Source organism: Streptomyces sp. P5F9, from assembly GCF_057961495.1.
On record NZ_JBXVPZ010000158.1, the window covers coordinates 1 to 19,946 of the forward strand.

Annotated in this window: 18 protein-coding genes and 1 pseudogene; 15 read left to right on the forward strand and 4 right to left on the reverse strand. The window is 70.3% G+C overall.

Features of this window, described 5'->3' with window-relative positions; all coding sequences use genetic code 11:
• The first annotated feature begins 150 nt into the window (after positions 1 to 150).
• Positions 151 to 1,491 (forward strand): COG1361 family protein, encoded by a 1,341-nt coding sequence (locus tag AC31A1_RS24350; RefSeq protein WP_489655357.1) that lies wholly within the window; start codon positions 151 to 153, stop codon positions 1,489 to 1,491.
• A 90-nt stretch (positions 1,492 to 1,581) separates the two neighbouring features.
• Here AC31A1_RS24350 and AC31A1_RS24355 read toward each other — a convergent pair whose 3' ends face one another.
• Positions 1,582 to 2,607: a LacI family DNA-binding transcriptional regulator gene (locus AC31A1_RS24355; protein WP_489655358.1), complete on the reverse strand. Its 1,026-nt coding sequence runs from the start codon at positions 2,605 to 2,607 to the stop codon at positions 1,582 to 1,584.
• Between the two features lie 173 nt (positions 2,608 to 2,780).
• Here AC31A1_RS24355 and AC31A1_RS24360 point away from each other — a divergent pair, with 173 nt between their 5' ends.
• Together AC31A1_RS24360 and AC31A1_RS24365 are read left to right on the forward strand one after the other, a co-directional pair.
• A complete protein-coding gene (locus AC31A1_RS24360; protein ID WP_489655359.1) occupies positions 2,781 to 4,802 on the forward strand; it encodes a beta-galactosidase in 2,022 nt (673 codons plus the stop codon).
• A gap of 304 nt (positions 4,803 to 5,106) precedes the next feature.
• A complete protein-coding gene (locus AC31A1_RS24365) occupies positions 5,107 to 5,388 on the forward strand; it encodes an ArsR family transcriptional regulator (RefSeq protein ID WP_489655360.1) in 282 nt (93 codons plus the stop codon).
• Positions 5,389 to 5,423: 35 nt separating this feature from the next.
• Here AC31A1_RS24365 and AC31A1_RS24370 read toward each other — a convergent pair whose 3' ends face one another.
• A complete protein-coding gene (locus AC31A1_RS24370; protein WP_489655361.1) occupies positions 5,424 to 6,284 on the reverse strand; it encodes a ribonuclease BN in 861 nt (286 codons plus the stop codon).
• Between the two features lie 170 nt (positions 6,285 to 6,454).
• Between AC31A1_RS24370 and AC31A1_RS24375 the strand changes: the two genes are divergently transcribed.
• The 10 genes from AC31A1_RS24375 to AC31A1_RS24420 all read left to right on the forward strand — a co-directional run bounded on the left by AC31A1_RS24375 (position 6,455) and on the right by AC31A1_RS24420 (position 15,571).
• Positions 6,455 to 7,429: an SMP-30/gluconolactonase/LRE family protein gene (locus AC31A1_RS24375; protein ID WP_489655362.1), complete on the forward strand. Its 975-nt coding sequence runs from the start codon at positions 6,455 to 6,457 to the stop codon at positions 7,427 to 7,429.
• 164 nt (positions 7,430 to 7,593) lie between these two features.
• Positions 7,594 to 8,055, forward strand: a complete 462-nt coding sequence (crcB, locus tag AC31A1_RS24380) for a fluoride efflux transporter CrcB (protein ID WP_489655363.1) — start codon at positions 7,594 to 7,596, stop codon at positions 8,053 to 8,055.
• On the forward strand, positions 8,052 to 8,432 hold the full coding sequence (locus AC31A1_RS24385) for a DUF190 domain-containing protein (protein ID WP_489655364.1): 381 nt from the start codon (positions 8,052 to 8,054) through the stop codon (positions 8,430 to 8,432). Before crcB (AC31A1_RS24380) ends, AC31A1_RS24385 begins: the two co-directional genes overlap by 4 nt.
• On the forward strand, positions 8,429 to 8,803 hold the full coding sequence (gene crcB, locus AC31A1_RS24390) for a fluoride efflux transporter CrcB (RefSeq protein WP_489655365.1): 375 nt from the start codon (positions 8,429 to 8,431) through the stop codon (positions 8,801 to 8,803). The genes AC31A1_RS24385 and crcB (AC31A1_RS24390) overlap by 4 nt, the downstream gene beginning before the upstream one ends.
• Positions 8,804 to 8,891: 88 nt before the next feature.
• The gene (locus tag AC31A1_RS24395; RefSeq protein ID WP_262060689.1) at positions 8,892 to 9,728 is read left to right on the forward strand and encodes an undecaprenyl-diphosphate phosphatase; all 837 of its coding nucleotides are present in this window, start codon (positions 8,892 to 8,894) and stop codon (positions 9,726 to 9,728) included.
• A 182-nt stretch (positions 9,729 to 9,910) separates the two neighbouring features.
• Entirely contained in the window at positions 9,911 to 10,588 is a 678-nt protein-coding gene (locus tag AC31A1_RS24400) for a FadR/GntR family transcriptional regulator (RefSeq protein ID WP_489655366.1), read from the forward strand.
• A complete protein-coding gene (locus AC31A1_RS24405; RefSeq protein WP_489655367.1) occupies positions 10,585 to 12,048 on the forward strand; it encodes an amino acid permease in 1,464 nt (487 codons plus the stop codon). The genes AC31A1_RS24400 and AC31A1_RS24405 overlap by 4 nt, the downstream gene beginning before the upstream one ends.
• A 32-nt stretch (positions 12,049 to 12,080) precedes the next feature.
• Entirely contained in the window at positions 12,081 to 13,100 is a 1,020-nt protein-coding gene (locus AC31A1_RS24410) for an asparaginase (RefSeq protein WP_489655368.1), read from the forward strand.
• 92 nt (positions 13,101 to 13,192) lie between these two features.
• Entirely contained in the window at positions 13,193 to 14,602 is a 1,410-nt protein-coding gene (gene aspA, locus AC31A1_RS24415) for an aspartate ammonia-lyase (protein ID WP_489655369.1), read from the forward strand.
• A 36-nt stretch (positions 14,603 to 14,638) separates the two neighbouring features.
• On the forward strand, positions 14,639 to 15,571 hold the full coding sequence (locus tag AC31A1_RS24420; RefSeq protein ID WP_489655370.1) for a glutaminase: 933 nt from the start codon (positions 14,639 to 14,641) through the stop codon (positions 15,569 to 15,571).
• Between the two features lie 6 nt (positions 15,572 to 15,577).
• Here AC31A1_RS24420 and AC31A1_RS24425 read toward each other — a convergent pair whose 3' ends face one another.
• Positions 15,578 to 16,345, reverse strand: a complete 768-nt coding sequence (locus AC31A1_RS24425) for an alpha/beta fold hydrolase (RefSeq protein WP_489655371.1) — start codon at positions 16,343 to 16,345, stop codon at positions 15,578 to 15,580.
• A 164-nt stretch (positions 16,346 to 16,509) separates the two neighbouring features.
• Between AC31A1_RS24425 and mptB the strand changes: the two genes are divergently transcribed.
• Both mptB and AC31A1_RS24435 read left to right on the forward strand, forming a co-directional pair.
• Positions 16,510 to 17,904, forward strand: coding sequence for a polyprenol phosphomannose-dependent alpha 1,6 mannosyltransferase MptB (gene mptB, locus AC31A1_RS24430; protein WP_489655372.1), 1,395 nt, complete (start codon positions 16,510 to 16,512; stop codon positions 17,902 to 17,904).
• The gene (locus AC31A1_RS24435) at positions 17,901 to 19,277 is read left to right on the forward strand and encodes a glycosyltransferase 87 family protein (protein WP_489655373.1); all 1,377 of its coding nucleotides are present in this window, start codon (positions 17,901 to 17,903) and stop codon (positions 19,275 to 19,277) included. The genes mptB and AC31A1_RS24435 overlap by 4 nt, the downstream gene beginning before the upstream one ends.
• A 59-nt stretch (positions 19,278 to 19,336) precedes the next feature.
• Here the strand turns inward: AC31A1_RS24435 and AC31A1_RS24440 are convergent.
• Positions 19,337 to 19,946, reverse strand: a pseudogene (locus AC31A1_RS24440) (D-alanyl-D-alanine carboxypeptidase family protein); the annotation flags it as partial.

The window sequence follows — 19,946 nt, forward strand, 5'->3', positions numbered from 1 at the left end:
GGGTGGGGTGGCTGCGGTCACTGATCAAGAAAACGGTAAGAACCTCCCGCCCCACGCCTCCACCTACAACCTTCGGCCCCGGCATCCCGTCCAACTCCCGCCCGGTTCAGGTAACTTGCCGGGCTTTCTTCTGCCCAGCTGGGGGATGTCATGAGTTCTGTCTCCGTCGGACGTGTGCTGCGTCGCGGGGCGTGTGCCGGAGCCGTGGGGGCGTTGGCCGTCGCCGGTCTCGGGAGCGGGGCGGCGGTGGCCGACGACGTACCGCAGACGGATGCGCTGGCGATCCAGTCGCCGTACGACGTGACGGCGACCGTCGCTCCTGACGGTGGGGTCGCGCGGTACCGACCGCTGGCACTGGGTCTGACGCACAGCAATGCCGCCTTCACCCCGGCCGACGGACGGCTGACCGTCGATGCCTCCGGACTCGCCGGGGTCGCCGAGGTGGCCTGGCCCGACAACTGCACGCCGGACGACGCCGGCACCGTCGCCGTGTGCGACACCGGGGACGTGCCGATCCGCTACAGCGCGCAGGTGCGGTTGAAGGTGCGGGCCGTCGCCGACGCCGCCATCGGAGCGCAGGGCACGGTCACGTACTCCGCCGAGGCCACCGGCGGCCCCGACGGCACGCTCGTCGCCCAGAGCGGCAACGACACCACCGTCACCGTCGGCTCCGGCGTTGACCTCGGTATCAGCACCCCGCAGGACGCCAACGGCATCGCGCCCGGCACCAGCCTCACCGTGCCGTACGCGATCACCAACACCGGCAACGAGACCGCCCACGGCTTCACCCTGAACATGTGGGCCACGTACGGCCTCGACGTCACCACCCGCTACCCGCAGTGCACCTACACGGGGCCGGACGTCGACGGCAGTGGCGATACGGCCGTGACCTGCTCCTTCGACACCGATGTCGCGCCCGGCGCCACCGTCGAGCTGCCGGAGCCGCTGCAACTCGCCGTCACCGAATGCGCGTTGTACGACCGGTTCGACTACGACGTCGAGCCGGCCGCCGACGTCACCGACCTCGACAGCTCCGACAACAGCCGCTCCTGGCACATCAACGCGGACAACACCGCCGACTTCGCCGTCTACGGCACCTCGGCGAGCGGCGCGGCCGGTGACACCGTCACCTCCGGCTTCCGCTTCGTCAACCACGGTCCCGCCTGGGCCGGCGACGTCAGCGCCGGCGACCCGATCACCACGCTCGACTTCTACGCACCGGAGGGCACCGTCGCCACATCCATGCCCAAGACCTGCCATGGGGCCCATACGCCCGGCGACGACCCGACCATCGCCCACTACGCGTGCACCCTGCCGACCTGGGCCAAGCCCGACCTGGACGTCAGCTTCCCGTTCCAGCTGCGCATCGACCGGGTCGTCCCCGACGCGACGGGCCACGTCACGACCCTGTCCTACAACGGAACGCCTCTCGCCTTCGACTCGAACACCGAGAACAACACGGCCGAGGTGATCGTCAACCCGTCTGCCTGACGGTGACGTTGAGGGGCGACCCCGCGGCTCGCCCCTCAACGTCCGGCGCCCACCGAGCTGTTGCTCAACTCCCCGCGAGAACACGCCCGTTCACGTCGACTCCCGCTTCACCAACTCCGTCGGCAGTATCACCGCCGCCGTGTCCTCGCCCCCGATCTGCGCCAGCAGCACCCGCACCATCTCCGCGCTGATCCGGTCGAAGGGCTGGCGCATCGTGGTGAGTTCGGGGCTGGACGCCAGCGCGGCGGGGGAGTCGTCGAAACCGCCGACCGCCACGTCCTCCGGCACTCGTCGCCCGGCCCGCTCCAGCGTGGTCAGCACGCCCCGTGCCATCAGGTCGGAGGCGACGAACACGGCGTCCAGGTCCGGGACTTGGGCGAGCAGTCGCTCGGCGCCCCGCTCGCCGCTGAGCCGGCTGTAGTCGCCGGAGACGATGAGGTCGTCGTCCACCTCGATGCCCGACTCCGCGAGCACCTCCTTGTACCCGGCGAGGCGCTCGACACCGCCCGGCGTGTCCAGCGGACCGGTGACCGTGCCGATGCGGCGGCGGCCGAGGGAGAGCAGGTGCCGGGTCATGTCACGGGCGCCGTCCCGGTCGTCGGCGGCGACGTAGCTGATCTTGGAGCCGAGCCCGATCGGCTTGCCGCACGCGACCAGCGGTACGCCCGCCTCGCTCAGCTCCTCCGCCACCGGGTTCCCGGAGTGGCTGGAGACCAGCAGCACCCCGTCGACGTGCCCGGAGGTGATGTACCGCGTGATCCGTCGCCGCTCGTCCTCGGTACCGGCCAGCATCAGCAGCAGCGGGATGTCGTGCGCGGCCAGCGCCTGCGTGCAGCCCCGCAGCAGGATGTTGAAGTTGGGGTCCTCGAAGAACTTCTCCTGCGGTTCCGTCAGCAGGAAACCGACCGAGTCCGAGCGCCCCGTGATCAGTGAACGGGCGTGCCGGTTCACTACGTAACCCGTCCTGCGGATGGCCGCGTTGACGGCCTCCTGCGCGGCCGGGCTCACATAGTGCCCGCCGTTGAGGACACGCGACACCGTGCCCCGCGAGACACCGGCCTCGCGCGCCACGTCATGGATCGTCGGTGGTCTGCGCCGACCCCCCGTATTGGTCATGGTCCAGACTCTACGGCTCCCGGACCCGGAGCCAGAAGCGCCACGCTGGGAGCGTTCACAGCAGAGAAACATCAAGGACACTTGTCAGCGGTCGCAGGCGTGCGGTTATGTTGGGGCGGCGCCCTAGGGCGTGCTGTGTGCACGTTCCCAAATTTCGACCACGGGAGAGATCCATGCCGGAGACCACCCCCAAGGGCCTCACCAGGCTCGCCTTCGGTGGGGACTACAACCCCGAGCAGTGGCCGGAGAGCGTCTGGCAGGAGGACGTCCGGCTGATGCGCGAGGCCGGCGTCACCATGGTGAGCGTGGGGATCTTCTCCTGGGCGCTGCTGGAACCCGAGCAGGGTGTGTACGACTTCGGCTGGCTGGACCGGATCATCGGCCTGCTGCACGAGAACGGCATCCGCGTCGACCTCGGGACGCCCACGGTCTCGCCGCCCGCCTGGTTCTACCGCGCCCACCCCGAGGCCCTGCCCGTCACCGCCGACGGCACCCGCTACGAGTTCGGCTCACGCGGTGCCATCTGTCACAGCAACGCCGACTACCGTGCCGCCGCCGCGAACATCACCACCCAGCTCGCCGAGCGCTACGGCACGCACCCCGCCCTCGCGCTGTGGCACGTCTTCAACGAGTACGGCGTCCCGGTCTCCGCCTGCTACTGCGACTCCTGCGCGGCCCACTTCCGCCGCTGGCTGACCACGACATACGGGAGCGTCGACGGGGTCAACGAGGCCTGGGGCACGGCCTTTTGGGGGCAGCGCTACGGAGACCTCGGGCAGATCAACCCGCCGCGCCTGACCCCGACCGCCGTCAACCCGGCCCAGGCACTGGACTACACGCGGTTCGCCGACGCCACGATGCGCGAGAACTTCGTCGCGGAGCGGGACATCCTGCACCGCCTCGCGCCCGGCATCCCGGTCACCACCAACTTCATGGCCGCCCTCAGCCAGTGCGAGTCCGTCGACTACTGGGCCTGGGGCCGCGAGGTCGACCTCGTCACCAACGACCACTACCTGATCACCGACGGCCGCCGCACCCACGTCAACCTCGCGATGGCCGCCGACCTCACCCGCTCCGTCGCGGGCGGCGCCCCCTGGCTGCTCCTCGAACACTCCACCTCGGGCGTCAACTGGCAGCCCCGCAACCCCGCCAAGGCCCCCGGCCAGATGGCCCGCAACGCCCTCTCTCACGTGGCGCGCGGCTCGGAGGGCGCGATGTTCTTCCAGTGGCGTCAATCCCGGCGCGGCGCCGAGAAGTTCCACTCCGCGATGGTCCCGCACGGCGGTACCGGGACCCGTGTCTGGCGCGAGGTCGTCGAACTCGGCGCGTCCGTCGAGGAGTTGGCCCAGATACGCGGCACGCGCACGCAGGCCGACGTGGCCGTCGTATGGGACTGGCACTCGTGGTGGGCGCAGAAACTGGCATGGCGCCCCAGCGAGGACCACGACGCCCGCGAGCGCGCCGACGCCTTCTACGAGGCCCTCTACGACCGCCACCTCACGGTCGACTTCGCTCACCCGGAAGCCGACTTGTCGGCCTATCCCCTTGTCGTCGTACCGGCGCTGTACCTGATGACGGAGGCGGCCGGCCGCAACCTCCAGCGGTACGTCGAGAACGGCGGCACCCTCGTCGTCTCCTACTTCTCCGGCATCGTCGACGAGCACGACGCCGTCCACGAGGGCGCCTACCCCGGGGCGCTGCGGGACGTACTCGGCCTGACCGTCGAGGAGTTCTCGCCCCTTCTGGCCGGCGAGCGGGTGCGGATCACCGGACCCGACGGCTCCGAACTCACCGGCGACGTCTGGACCGAGTTCGTCGTCCCGAACGGCGCCGAGACCGTGTGGACGTACGCCGAGGGCCTCACCGCCGACCACCCCGCCGTCACCCGCCACCGCCTCGGCGAGGGCACCGCCTGGTACGTGTCGACCCGGCTCGACGCCCACGGGCTGGACGCCCTGCTCGGCTGGGCGACCGAGGACGCCCGCATTCCGCCGCGCGCCGACCTCCCGTACGACGTCGAAGTCGTGTGCAGGGAAGGGGAGTTCGGCAGTTACCTCTTCGCGATCAACCACAGCGCCTCGGACGTCAAGGTGCCGCTGGGCACCGACGGCAGCGAACTGCTGACCGGCGAACCAGCCACGGGCGGCCTCGCGGTCCCCGCCGGAGCCGTCCGGGTCGTACGGCTCGACGGCTGACCCGACTCCCCTCCGCCCGCGCGAGCCGTGAGCCGCGGGTGGAGGGGGACCTCCCCTCTGTCGGACGTGCGGTTCTGTTCGGCTACGGCGGTGTGGTTCGGCCATCACCGGCCCCGGGAGGTGAGGTCCCGTCCCATCGGTACGGCCGCGCCCCGCCCGTCGCACCACGGCCCACGGCCGATCGGCCCTCACTCACAGGACCGTTCGGTCCCGGACAAGGGTCACCGAGTCCGGGACGTGGCGGACCGTACTGCGGGAGAGTGGGACGACGCGGCAAGCGGCGCGCAGAACGGAGGGTCACGACATGCTGAGAACTCCGAGAGGCCAGCGACGGTTGGACATCCTGGAGTGGCTGAGAGATCCCGCCACCCACTTCCCGGACCATCGGTATGTCCCCGAAGCCGGTGTCACCTCGGAGGCCGTGGCGGCCAAGCTGGGCGTGTCCCGCCAGGTCGCCGACACGCACCTCGAACTCCTCGCCGGTATGGGCCTGTTGCGTGCGCGGCGGATCCGGCTGCGCACCTACTACCGGCGCGACGAGGTCCGTATCGCCGAGGTTGCCCGGATGTTCGAGAAGGGCTGGTAGCCCCGCCTTTCCGGTGGTCTCCGGCGAGCGGGGCCTCAGACCTTGTCCTGCTCGGAGCGCGTCGGCGGTTCCTCCGGTTCGGCGGACACCGGGTCGTCCGGTGCTTCCGGTTCCGTGCGGAACGAGGCGTCGGGATCTCCGAACCGCTCGCACAGCAACCTGCCCACCAGCGCACCGCCGTAGAGCACGAAACCCACGCCGACCAGCCAGGACTCCACGACCAGGACCGTGCCGACCGGGCCGTAGCTGACCGCGTTGGTGACCAGGAGCGGGGTGAACACCAGGTACGAGAACCAGCGCAGGCCGACCAGGCCCGCCATCGTGGCGAGGGCGCCCGGGAGCAGATAGCGCCAGGGAATCCTGCGGTTGAGCAGGAAGTGCGGGCCCCACCAGAAGAACAGCAGGCCGGCCGCCATGCTGAGCAGGATGCGGGGCGTGCCCTCCAGGACGTTGCGGGTCTGCACCTGCGCGTACAGGTAGCCCATCAGCATGACCAGCCAGATCAGTTGGCGCCAGATGCGGTGCCAGGGCGCCTTGGCCGGGAGCCACACGTGTTCGTAGCCGCTCTGCACACTCGACGCGAAGGACAGCCCGAACAGCGCGAGCAGCGCCACGCTCCACGCACTCGTGGTGCCGATGACCTTGCGCGGCGGGGTGAAGACATCCGTGAGCGCGCGGGCGGACCGGCCGGACAGGTCCATGCCGTCGACCAGCCACAGCGCGAACCCGCCGTGCCCGAGCGGATCGGCCGCGGCCACCACGATCAGCAGGGGTGCCAGGGTGACCAGGGCGAGCGTCGCGAACCCCATCGCCCGGTGCAGCAGCTCCAACTCCCGGCCGCGCCGGTTGAGTTCGGCGAGTCCGAGTCGCTGCCACACCGCGCGCACCCGTCTCACCGCCGACGCCCCGGACGCTGGGTGGCCGACCGTGACATGAGGGCCCCCTTCCAGCCGACCGGCCGCGGGATCCGGGTCACCAGCAATACGCTCGGCAAACGTGGCCGGGCGACGTGACGACCGGGAAGAACAGCAAGCGTACGCGCGCCTGCCCGAACCGTGGAGGCTTCATGGACCGACAAGATGACCGCCCGGACGACCTGTTCGCCCGCCGCTACGTCGCGATCGGCGGCCGCGGCCCCGAGGACGTGGTCGCCGACGCCCGCGGCCGGGTGCTGACCGGCGTCGAGGACGGTCGCATCCTCCGCCTCGACGGACTGACCGACCCCGAGACGGTCCGGGTGGAGACCCTCGCCGACACCGGCGGCAGGCCGCTCGGCCTCGAACTCCTCCCGGACGACGGCCTGTTGGTGTGCGACGCGGAACGCGGACTGCTGCAGATCGACCTCGGGGACGGCTCTGTGCGGGTCCTCGCCGATTCGGTGGCGGGGGAGCCCTTGCGGTTCTGCAGCAACGTGGTCGCCCTGTCCGACGGCAGCGTGTACTTCACCGTCTCCAGCCGCCGCTATCCGCTCCACCAGTGGATCGGCGACATCGTCGAACACACCGGCACAGGACGGCTGTTGCGCCTCGCGCCCGGCAGTGACACTCCCGAAGTCCTCCTGGAGGGGCTCCAGTTCGCCAACGGCCTTGCCGCGAGCGCCGATGAATCCTTCCTGGTGATCGCCGAGACCGGTGCCTACCGCCTCACCCGCTACCGGCTCACCGGCCGGCGGGCGGGCCGTGGCGAACCCTTCGTCGAGGATCTCCCCGGCATGCCCGACAACATCGGGCGCGCCGGCCCCGACGGACCGCTCTGGGTGGCCCTCGCCGCACCCCGCGTGCCCCCGCTCGACCTCCTCCACCGCGCCCCGGACGCCGTACGGCACACCGCCGCCCGGATCGCCGTACGCGCGCCCTACCGCCCCACGGGTACGATCGGGGCCCTCGCGGTCGACGACGACGGGCATGTCGTCCACCACCTCATCGGGCGCGGCTCGCCGTTCCGCATGGTCACCGGCGTCTGCGAGGCGGCCGGTCACCTCGTGCTGGGCAGCCTGCGCGAACGCGGTGTCGCGCTGTGCGAGCCGCCCGCCCCGAAGTGACCCCGGCACGCCCCCGGCGTTACCCTGATGCCCGGCCGCGATCAGCTCGCGCGGCGCGGCGGTGGGGCCCGCCGTACCCGAACCGCGGCAGAGGTGCCGCCAACGGTCCCTACTTGTAGAGGCGTGTGCCCTCAGGGCCCCCGACGAGTAGGAGACGTACGGCCATGACAGCTCCCGAAGCCGAGAGCCTGCGTGCCCGGACCGAGGCCCCGCGCCCGTCCGTCTGGCGCGGTCAGGGACCCGTCGTCGCGGTGGTCGCGCTCGGCGGCGCGACCGGGGCCGTGGCCCGGTACGCGGCCTCGCTGTGGTGGCCCGCGCAGAGCGGCGGGTTTCCCTGGACGACCTTCGGGATCAATGTCGTCGGGTGCGCCGTGATAGGCGTGTTCATGGTGGTCATCACCGATGTGTGGGCCGCGCACCGGCTGGTGCGGCCGTTCTTCGGCACCGGTGTGCTCGGCGGCTTCACGACCTTCTCGACATACGCCGTCGACATCCAGAAGCTGGTGGACGCGGGCCATCCCCGCACCGCGCTCGCCTATCTCGCCGCGACCCTGCTCGCGGCGCTCGCGGCGGTGTGGCTCGGAGTGACGGCGGCCCGGCGGGTCCTGAAGTGGAGGCAGCGATGACCAGGCTGACCGGCAGCGCGCTGCGCGTGACGATCTTCATCGGCGAGAACGACGCCTGGCACCACAAGCCCCTCTACACGGAGATCGTGCACCGCGCGCACGCGGCCGGTCTTGCCGGTGCCAGCGTCTTCCGGGGCATCGAGGGCTTCGGCGCGTCCTCCCTGATCCACACCTCACGGCTGCTGTCGCTGAGCGAGGACCTGCCGGTGGCGATCGTGATCGTGGACACCGAGGAGCGCGTACGGGCCTTCCTGCCCCAGCTCGACGAACTCGTCGGCGAGGGGCTCGTGATCCTCGACGACTGCGAGGTCATCCGGTACGTGGGCCGCGCTGACGACTCCGGCCCATCGGACCGGAAGGGTAAGAGGTCGTTGTGAACTGGGTGTTGGTCGTCGCGGGAGCCATGGTCGGCGCCCCGCTCCGGTATCTCACCGACCGCGCGGTGCAGACCAGGCACGACTCCGTCTTCCCCTGGGGCACCTTCGCGGTGAACGTCACCGGCTGTCTGATTCTCGGCGTGCTGACCGGTGCGGTGTCCGCCGGGGCCGCGGGTCCACATCTCCAACTCCTCGTCGGGACAGGCCTGTGCGGGGCCCTGACGACGTACTCGACCTTCTCGTACGAGACACTGCGGCTGACCGAGACAGGGGCGGGGCTCTACGCTGCCGCCAACGTCGTCGGCAGCGTGACGGCGGGCCTCGGTGCGGCATTTGTCGGGGTGTCGATCGCGGAGGCCCTGTGGATGTAAGGGCTCGGGCGTCTCCCGTGCCCGAGCAGGACCGTTCCCGGCGCTATTGTCTACAGCACTGTCGACCAACTCCCAAGAACTGGATCTCATGAGCGTCATCAGCGTCGGTCAGGCCGCCGTCCTCGGAGTCGTCGAGGGGGTGACCGAGTTCCTGCCGGTCTCCTCGACCGGCCATCTGAAGATCGTCGAGGGGCTGATGAAGATCCCCGTCGACGACGATTCCGTCGTCGGGTTCTCGGCCGTCATCCAGGTCGGCGCCATCGCGGCCGTGCTCGTGTACTTCTTCAAGGACATCGTGCGGATCGTGACCGCGTGGGGCCGTGGCCTGCGCAACCGCGAGGAGCGCTACCACCACGACTACAAGTTCGCCTGGTGGGTGATCTACGCGACGATCCCGATCGTGCTGGTGGGTCTCGCCGCCAAGCCGCTCATCGACGGGCCGCTCGGCTCGCTGTGGGTGGTCGCGGCCTCGCTGATCGTCGGCAGTGGTGTCATGTGGGCGGCCGACCAGATGGGCCGGCACAAGCGCGGTGAGGACGACACCACGTTCAAGGACGCGATGCTGGTGGGCAGCTCACAGATCCTCGCGTTGCTCTTCCCCGGCTTCTCGCGCTCCGGCGCCACCATGTCCACCGGTCTCATCCTCGACCTGGACCGCGTCGCCGCCACCCGGCTCTCGTTCTTCCTCGGCATTCCGGCCCTGACCGGCGCCGGCATCTACGAGCTGAAGGACGCCCTGGGGGCGGGCGTGGGCGCCGCCCCGCTCGCCGTCGGCACCATCGTGTCGTTCGTGGTGGCCTACGCCTCCATCGCCTGGCTGCTGAAGTTCGTCGCCAAGCACTCCTTCAACGCGTTCGTGATTTACCGGATCATCATCGGTCTGCTGCTGTTCGGGCTGCTCGGCACGGGTGTGCTCAACAGCTGACGGCGGCCGACAGCGGGCGGACGATCATCGCAGCGGGCGTGAAGCCGGATTTTCAGGCTTCACGCCCGCTGAATTTTTCTTTTCCGATCGCTTGACAGCACTGTCCCGTCACCCGCAGGATCACGTCCGTGAACCTGTCAGACAGCCAGACAGGTGGAGTCGGGCCGCGGCGCGTCAGCGCCATGGAAGCGGTGCTTGTCCACCTCCGCGGCGCCATCGAGCGCGGCGACTACGCCATCGGCGACAAGCTCCCCTCCGAGGCGGAGCTGTGCCGCACCCTGGAGATCAGCCGCCCGGTGCTGCGGGAGGCCCTTCGTGCCCTGCAGACCATGGGCCTGACCGTCTCCAAGACCGGCAAGGGCACCTTCGTGGTGGCCAACGCCGTGGAGGACCCCACCTTCGGCGACTACGCGGCCAGCGACCTGCTGGAAGTGCGCCGTCACGTCGAGATCCCGGTCGCCGGGTACGCGGCCCTGCGCCGCACCCCGGAGAACCTGGACCATCTGGCCCACCTCCTGGACCGCATGGAACAGGAGACCGACACCACCGCGTGGGTCGCGATGGACACGCTCTTCCACCTCGCCGTGGCGGAGTCCGCCCAGAACCCGGTGTTCCGCCGGGTCATCGAGGAGATCCGCGACGCGCTGGCCCGCCAGTCCGCGTTCCTCAACGAACTCGGCGGCCGGCGCGAGCAGTCCAACCGCGAGCACCGGGCGATCGTCGAGGCGCTGATCGACGGCAGCGGGCCGGACGCCGTCGAGGCCATGTCCCACCACCTCGACCGGGTCGAGACGACCCTCACCGACATCGTGCGCCCCGCGCGCACGAACACCCCCACGGAAGGCGGACCCGAGGCGTGAGCGAGCAGTCCCTGCACGGCAGCGAGCAGTCCCTGCACGACGGCGTGCGGAAACGATCCGGCCATGTCGACGCCGGAGACGCCGGCTACAGCAAGTCCCTGAAGTCCCGGCACGTCAACATGATCGCCATCGGCGGCGCGATCGGCACCGGCCTCTTCCTCGGCGCGGGCGGCCGCCTCGCCGACGCCGGCCCCTCGCTGTTCATCGCGTACGCGGTCTGCGGCCTCTTCGCCTTCCTCGTGGTCCGCGCCCTGGGCGAACTCGTCCTGTACCGGCCCTCGTCCGGTGCCTTCGTCTCGTACGCCCGCGAGTTCCTCGGCGAGAAGGGCGCGTACGTAGCGGGCTGGATGTACTTCCTGAACTGGGCCACCACCGGCATCGCCGACATCACCGCCGTTGCCGTCTACACCCACTACTGGAGCATGTTCTCCGACATCCCCCAGTGGGTGATCGCCCTGATCGCCCTCGCCGTGGTCCTCACCGTCAACCTGATCTCGGTGAGGATGTTCGGCGAGCTGGAGTTCTGGTTCGCGATCATCAAGGTCAGCGCACTCGTCGTCTTCATGCTGATCGGCATCTTCCTGCTGGTCACCCAGCACCAGGTCGACGGTACGACCCCCGGCCCGTCCCTGATCACCGACAACGGCGGCATCTTCCCCAACGGCCTGCTGCCCATGCTCCTGATCATCCAGGGCGTCGTCTTCGCCTACGCCTCCGTCGAACTGGTCGGCGTCGCCGCCGGAGAGACCGAGAACCCCGAGAAGATCATGCCGAAGGCGATCAACTCGATCATGTGGCGCGTCGGCATCTTCTACGTCGGCTCGGTCGTCCTGCTGTCGATGCTGCTGCCGTGGAACAAGTACAGCGCGGGCCAGAGCCCCTTCGTGACCGTGCTGTCGAACATCGGCATCCCGGCCGCCGGCGGCGTCATGAACCTCGTCGTCCTCACCGCGGCCATGTCCTCGCTCAACTCCGGCCTGTACTCCACCGGCCGCATCCTGCGCTCCATGGCGATGTCCGGCTCCGCCCCCAAGTTCACCTCGGTGATGAGCCGCAGCCAGGTCCCCTACGGCGGCATCCTGCTCACCAGCGGCATCTGCGTCCTCGGCGTCGGCCTCAACTTCGTAGTGCCGGCGGACGCGTTCGAGATCGTCCTCAACTTCGCGGCGATCGGCATCCTCTCCACCTGGGGCATGATCATGCTCTGTCACTTCCTCTTCTGGAGGAAGACCGAGAAGGGCGAACTGACCCGGCCCGGCTACCGGTTGCCCGGTTCCCCCTGGACCGAACTCGTGACGCTGGCCTTCCTCGCCTCCGTCCTGGTCCTGATGTACGCCGACGGCGGCGCCGGACGCACCACCGTGCTCTGTCTCCCGCTGATCGCCGCCGCGCTCGTCGCCGGATGGTTCGCCGTCCGCCGCCGCGTGGCCAGCACGTCCTCCACCGCACCCGACGCGTGAGACCCACGTCGTCCTGACCCCGACAGGCAGTGATGTACAGCAGTTCCCTCGCGGACCCACCCCTCATCCGTGAACCCCTCCACGCACCCGTCGCCCACCTCATACGCGGCGGAATGATCGAGGGCATCCACTACGGCTCCGTCGTCGTCCTCGATGCCGACGGCCAGGTCCAGCTCCAGATCGGCGACATCGAGGCGGCGTTCTACCCGCGCTCGGCGATCAAGCCCGTCCAGGCCGTCGCGATGGTGCGCGCCGGGTTGCCGCTCGACGGTGAGCTGCTCTCGCTCGCCGCCGCCAGTCACTCCGGCGAGGAACGTCACCTCGCCGGGGCCCGGCGGATCCTCGAACTCGCCGGGCTGACCGAGTCCGATCTGCGCAACGTCCCGGATCTGCCCTACGACCCGGTCGTGCGCGATGCCTGGGTGCGCGAGGGTCGGCTGCCGTCCCGGCTCGCCCAGAACTGCTCCGGCAAGCACGCGGCCATGCTGTACGTGTCGAAGCTGAACGGCTGGTCGCTCGACGACTATCTCGATCCCGCCCACCCGCTTCAGCAGGCGATCGCGGAGATCGTGGAGGATCTCACCGGGCAGCGGATCGCTCGGGTGAGTGTGGACGGGTGCGGGGCTCCTCTGTTCTCCATCTCTCTGCATGGGCTTGCCCGGGCTGTTTCGCGGATTACTACTGCGGCGCCCGGTACGCCCGAGGCTCGGGTCGCGGATGCGATGCGGGAGTATCCGGAGATGGCTTCCGGTGCCGGGCGGGATGTGGCCGCGTTGATGCGGGCCGTTCCCGGGTTGTTGGCCAAGGACGGGTTCGAGGGTGTTGAGGTTGCCGCGTTGCCCGATGGGCGGGCTGTTGCGGTGAAGATCGCGGACGGGGCGAATCGGGCGCGCGTGCCTGTCGCTGCCGCTGGGCTTGCTCGGGCTGGGGTTTCGGAGTCGCTGCTTGCCGAGTTTGCGGGGGAGCCGTTGCTTGGTGGCGGGGAGCCGGTGGGTTGTGTGCGGCCCGTGCGTGGATTGGACCCGGTGTCGCCGTTGTCCGCGTGTGCCTAGATCGGTTGTTGGGGCGCTGCGGGTCCGTTGTGGCTGGTCGCGCAGTTCCCCGCGCCCCTGAATCACCTGAACCGTGTTGGAAAGAGGACCCCATGTCTGCCGTCAGCCGTCGCGAACACGACCTCCTCGGGGACCGGGATGTACCCGCCTCCGCCTACTGGGGTGTTCACACCCTGCGGGCCACCGAGAACTTCCCCATCACCGGGACGCCGATCTCCGTCTATCCGCACTTGATCAATGCTCTCGCCGCCGTCAAGGAGGCCGCTGCTCTCGCCAATGAGGAGTTGGGGCTGCTCTCGACGGAGAAGGCGGGCGCCATTGTCGCCGCGTGCCGGGAGATCCGGGACGGGAAGCTGCATGACCAGTTCGTGGTGGACGTGGTGCAGGGCGGGGCCGGTACCTCGACCAACATGAACGCCAACGAGGTTGTGGCGAACCGGGCGTTGGAGTTGCTGGGGCATGGCAAGGGCGAGTATCAGTACCTGCACCCGAACGAGGACGTGAACCTGGGGCAGTCGACCAATGACGTGTATCCGACCGCCGTCAAGATAGCGACTGTCTTTGCGGTGCATGGATTGACCGCGTCCATGTCTGTACTGCAGGACGCCTTTGCCCGTAAGGCTGTTGAGTTCCGTGACGTGCTCAAGATGGGCCGTACACAGTTGCAGGACGCGGTGCCGATGACGCTCGGTCAAGAGTTCTCGGCGTATGCGGTCATGATTGACGAGGATCGTCAACGTCTTGACGAGGCTGTCCAGTTGATCCATGAGATCAACCTGGGTGCCACGGCCATCGGGACCGGGCTCAATGCTCCTGCCGGGTATGCCGAGTCGGCTCGGCGGCATCTGTCGGAGATCACCGGGCTGCCGTTGGTGACGGCGGCGAATCTCGTTGAAGCCACGCAGGACTGCGGGGCGTTCGTGCAGATGTCGGGTGTGCTGAAGCGGGTGGCGGTCAAGCTCTCCAAGAGCTGCAACGATCTGCGGCTGCTGTCCTCGGGGCCGCGTGCGGGACTCGGGGAGATCAACCTGCCGCCGGTGCAGGCCGGTTCGAGCATCATGCCCGGGAAGGTGAACCCGGTGATCCCCGAGGTCGTCAACCAGGTCGCCTTCGAGGTGATCGGCAACGACGTCACGATCACGATGGCCGCCGAGGCGGGGCAGCTCCAGCTCAACGCGTTCGAGCCGATCATCCTGCACTCGCTGTCGGAGTCCATCACACATCTGAGTGCCGCCTGCGTCACGCTCGCCGAGCGCTGCGTGGACGGCATCACCGCCAACACCGAGGCGCTGCGCGCGAGCGTGGAGAACTCCATCGGCCTGGTCACCGCACTGAACCCGCACATCGGGTACACGGCCGCCACCGGCATCGCCAAGGAGGCCCTCGCCACCGGCCGGGGCGTGGCCGAACTCGTCCTGGAGAAGGGCCTGTTGCCCGCCGAGACCCTTGCCGCCCTGCTGCGGCCCGAGGTCCTGGCCGGCAGTGGACCCGTAGCCGTCTGATCCGCCCACGCGCACCAGGACCCGCCCGGAGGCACAATGGTGATCATGTCCCCATCGATGGCCTTCCAGCCGGTCCTGGAGCGCATCGCCGGTGAGATCGAGCAGATGCCCGGCCGCGGCCGGCCCGCCGACTACATCCCGGCGCTCGCGGCCTGCGACCCGCGCCGCTTCGGCATGGCCGTCGCGGAGCTGGACGGCACGGTGTACGGCGTGGGGGACTGGCGGCAGCCGTTCTCCACGCAGTCCCTCACCAAAGTCTTCACCCTCGCGCTCGACCTGGCCCGCGAGGGCGACGAGCTGTGGGAGCACGTGGGCCGCGAGCCCTCCGGCAACCCCTTCAACTCCCTTGTCCAGCTGGAGTACGAGAGCGGCATCCCGCGCAACCCGTTCATCAACGCGGGCGCGCTCGTCGTCACCGACCGGCTCCAGACCCGTACCGGAGACGCGGCCGGAGAGCTGTTGGCCTTCCTGCGTGCGGAGAGCGGGAACCCGTCTCTCGACTTCGACAAGGAGGTCGCCGCCTCCGAGTCCGCGAACGGCGACCGCAACGCGGCCCTCGCCCACTTCATGAAGTCCTACGGGAACATCGACAACGAGGTGCCCGTCCTCCTGGACCAGTACTTCCGGCAGTGCTCGATCGAGGCGTCCTGTGCCGATCTCGCCCTCGCCGCCGGTTTCCTGGCCCGGCACGGCAGCCGCGCCGACGGCTCCCGGCTGCTCACCCTCACCCAGGCCAAGCAGGTCAACGCGGTGATGCTGACGTGCGGGACGTACGACGCGGCGGGTGAGTTCGCCTACCGGGTGGGGCTGCCCGGCAAGAGCGGGGTGGGCGGCGGCATCATCGCGATCGTCCCGGGCCGGTGCACGCTCGCCGTGTGGAGCCCGGGACTTGACGAGCGGGGGAACTCGGTGGCCGGGGTCGCCGCGCTCGACCGCTTCACGACGCTGACCGGAGTGTCGGTGTTCTGAGCGCCGTCAGCCCAGGAACTCGGTGATCATCGGCAGCAGCACCTTCCGTCGCATGAGCTCCATGTGCGTCGTGCCGGGCAGCACGGCGAGTTGTGCGTCGGGGATCAGCCGCTGCATCTCGGCGAGGTGCTCGACGGGGAAGAAGTCCGTGTCGCCGATCACGAGGAGCGTGGGCGCGGTCACCGTGCGCAGGTCGTCGGCCGTCCAGGGCAGCGGGGCGTTCGCCGCCGCCGAGGACTTGGCGAAGAAGTCCTGGAAGTGCTCGGGGTGCGGTGCGACGGCCGCGTAGGCGTCGGCCATCTCCTGGAAGTCGGCCTGACTGGGCAGCCGGGGCGAGCTGAAATCGGGGGTGCGGACCTCGTCGTGGTAGCCGTCCAGGGAGTACGCGGTGCCGGTCGGCACGAGCCGTCCGACCCGCTCCGGGCGCCGGACCGCGATCTCCAGCGCGACCAGCCCGCCGAGGCTGAAACCGATGAAGTCGGCCTGCCGGACGCCGAGTTCGTCGAGCAGCGCCATCACGTCGGAGGCCAGGTCCGGGATCGTCAGCGGCCGGTCGGTGTCGGCGGTGTGGCCGTGGCCCTGGAGTTCGGGGGCGATCACGTACCGCTCGGCCGACAGCGTGGGCAGCATCGTCCCGAAGGTCAGACCGACGGTCTGGACACCGCCGTGCAGCAGCACCAGCGGGCGCCGGTCCTCGTGCTCGGTGCCATGGATCTCGTAGTACATCTCCAGGCCGTTCACCTTGGCGTGGGCGGAGCTGGTCGGCACGGTCATCACGTCCGTTCTGCGAAAGTCGGTCATCAGGGAGACCCGCCGCGGACAGAGAACTCACCGGTACCGAGGGCCGATCACACGGAGGTCACGCGCAGTCCGCCGCACGGAGAGCGGCAGGTCGTTTTCCCGCCATCCGGCGTTGACACGCTTGGCGAGTGGTGGCCATGGCTTTTCCCGTCGATCTCCGCCGCTGCCAGGTACTCGGGCTGGCCGGTACCGCCGTCCTCGCGTTGGGCGGTGAGACGGCCGGGGCGCTGCCGGCCGCGGACCTCTTCTCCCCGGCCTCGGCGCAGGCGGCGCTCGGGCTGGTCGGGGTCTACTTCGGTGTCGTCCTGCTGATAGCGGCCTGGCTGCTGCTGGGCAAGCTGATCCGCAGCGCCGAACCGCCCACCCCGCGCTCCCTGTTCCTGGTCCTCGCCGTGTGGGCGTCCCCGCTGCTGCTCGCGCCGCCGCTGTTCAGCCGGGACGTGTACAGCTATCTCGCGCAGGGCGCCATGGTCGACGCCCACATGGACGTCTACGCCCACGGTCCCGCCACGCTCGGCGGCCCCCTCGCCGACGAGGTCGCCCCGCTGTGGCAGCACACGGGCGCGCCGTACGGCCCGGTGTTCCTCGCGGTGGCGTCGTGGCTGTCCGGGCTGACCCGCGGCGAACTCCCCGCCGGGCTCTTCGGGATGCGGCTCGTCGCCCTCCTCGGGGTCGGTCTGATGGCCGCCGCGCTGCCCCGGCTCGCCCGGCACAGCGGCGCAGACCCCGCCGCCGCGCTCTGGCTGGGCGCCCTCAACCCGCTCGTCCTGCTCCACCTCGTCGCGGGCGCCCACAACGACGCGATCATGCTCGGACTCCTCGGCGTAGGCCTGGTCGCCGCCCTCGGCCGCTGGCCGGTCGTCGGCGCCGTACTCGTCACGCTCGCCGCCCTCGTCAAGGCGCCGGCCGCGCTCGGTCTCGCCGCGGTCGTGCTCCTCCAGATCCGCGCGGGCCACCGCCCGGCCAAGGCCGTCACGACGACCGTCGTCGCGTCCGCGGCCACCACGGTCGCCGCCACGGCCCTCGCGGGCACGGGCTACGGCTGGATAGGGGCCCTCGACACGCCCGTCTCGGCGCACAACTGGGCCCTCACCAGCCTCCTCGGCCGCGCCACCGGCGCCCTGCTGGAACACCTCGGCAGCGATCTCGCGCCCTTCGCCGTCCCGGCCTGGCACGCCCTCGGACTCGCGGTCACCGGCGCGGCCGTCCTCGCCATATGGTTCCGCCTGCGCCCCAGCCCGGTCTACGCGCTCGGCCTGAGCCTGGCGGTCGTCGCCGCGTTCGGCCCGGCGATCCGCCCCTGGTACGCCCTGTGGGGCCTCTTCCTCATCGCCGCCGCCGCGCCCAGCACGTCCGTACGGCACCGGGTGGCCGCCGTCACCGGCGTCCTCGCCCTCGCCGTCCTGCCCAGCGGCGGCCCCGCCGACATCGGCCAACTCGTGCTGGCCGTCTCCGGCGGCGTCCTCGCGATCGTCGTCCTCTGGCAGGCCCGCCAGGCGGCGGAGGCCCCGGCCCTGGGACGTACGGCATGAGAACGCCCGCCACCGACCGCGGCCGCGTCCTCCTGGTGCTGGCCCTCGCCGCCGTCGTCACCGTCTTCACCGCGACCGTCCCGCTGCTGCGCGACTGGTTCGACCTGCGCGTCTACTACGGCACCGTCCACACCTGGCTCCACCACGGCGGCCGGATCTACGACTACCACGTGCCCGGGACGGCCTACGGCTTCACCTACCCGCCGTTCGCCGCCGTCAGCATGGCCCCGATGGGCTACCTCGGCCTCGGCACCGCGATCATCGCCGCACTCGTCCTCAACCTCACGGCGCTCGGCGTCGTGCTGCGCATCCTGGCCGGACCCGGATGGCGGCGCTACGGCTGGTTCGGGTGGGCGCTGGCGGCCTGCGGGCTGGCGCTGTTCGAGCCCTTGCGCGACACCTTCAGCTTCGGGCAGGTGAACCTCATACTGCTGGCCCTCGTCCTCGGCGACGGCCGGCTCCTGTCCACCGGCCGGGGCCGCTGGGCGGGCGTCGGCATCGGCCTCGCGGCGGCGATCAAGCTCACGCCGGCCCTGTTCATCGCCCTGTTGCTGCTGGCCAGACGCTGGAAAGCCGCCGCGGTGGCGACGGCTGTGGCGCTCGCGGCGACCGGGCTCGCGTTCCTCGTGGTCCCGGGCGCCTCACGGTTCTACTGGACCCAGGCCATGTGGGACACCTCCCGGGTGGGCCGCCTCGACTACGTCTCCAACCAGTCCCTGCAGGGCGTCCTGGCCCGGCTCGGCGAAACGGGCCGCCCGATGTGGGCGACGGTCGTCGTCCTCGTGCTGGCCGTGTGGGCGGTACGGGCGCGTCGCGCGGTCGTCCTGGGGGACTGGACGGCCGCGTTCGCGCTGACCGGACTGACCGCGTGTCTGATCAGCCCGATCACCTGGGTGCACCACCTCGTGTGGCTGCTGCCGGCCTTCGCCGTCCTGGTCCGTGCCGGGCACCCGCGGATCGCGGGCGCCCTCTACGCGGTGATGTGCACGAGCGTCGTGTGGCTGTGGTTCGACGACTCCTCGGGCATCGACGGTTTCCTCGGCAGCAACACGTACACCTGGATCACGCTCGGCCTGCTGCTGTGGCTACCGACGGGTCAGACCCGCGGCAGCCGCCTGGTCCTGAGCCGGATCGCGGCCACCACCGCGCCCGCGCCCAGCACGGCCGCGGCCACGATCGCCGCGGTCTCGGCCCAGCCGGGTCCTTCGTCCGGTACGACCGCGGCGGCCACCGGCACCGCCGAGGGACCAGGTCGCGGCCTGGCCCGCAAGGCGTCCAGCGATCCCACCGGATCGACCCGCCCGGCCGCCGCGAAACCCCAGTCGAGCAGCTCGCGCGCCTCCTCGTACACGGTGAAACCGCCGCCCGCCTGAGGATTCATCACCGTCACGACGAGCGCCCGCCCGCCCCGACGCGCCGCCGCGACAAGGGTGTTGCCGGCGTGCGTGGTGTAGCCGTTCTTCACACCGATGATCCCCGGATACCGCTCCACACCGTCGTTGCCGGTCAGCAGCCGGTTGGTGTTCTGGATGCCGTACGACGATCCCTCGCCCGGGAACTCGGCCTCGGCGGTGGAGCAGTAGCGTGCGAAGTCCGCGTTGCGCAGTCCGGCGCGGCCGAACACCGCGAGGTCGAAGGCGGAGGAGACCTGGCCGTCGGTGTCGTACCCGTCCGGCGAGATGACATGGGTGTCGAGGGCGCCGAGGGTCCGTGCCTTGGCCTGCATCCGGGTGGCCGTGGTTTCCCAGCCGCCGTTGAGGGAGGCGAGGACGTGCACGGCGTCGTTCCCGGAGTTGAGGAAGACCCCGCGCCACAGATCGGCTACGCGGTACGTGTGCCCCTCCTCGACGCCGACCAGGCTGCTGCCCTCGCCGATGCCGGCCAGGTCCTGTTCGCTGACCCGGTGCCGGATCCCTCCGGGGAGCGCGGGGAGGACGGTCAGGGCGAAGAGGGTCTTCAGGGTGCTGGCGGGTGGGAGTTTGCGGTGGGCGTCGTGTGCGGCGAGGACTTCGCCGGTGTGGGCGTCGGCGACGAGCCAGGAG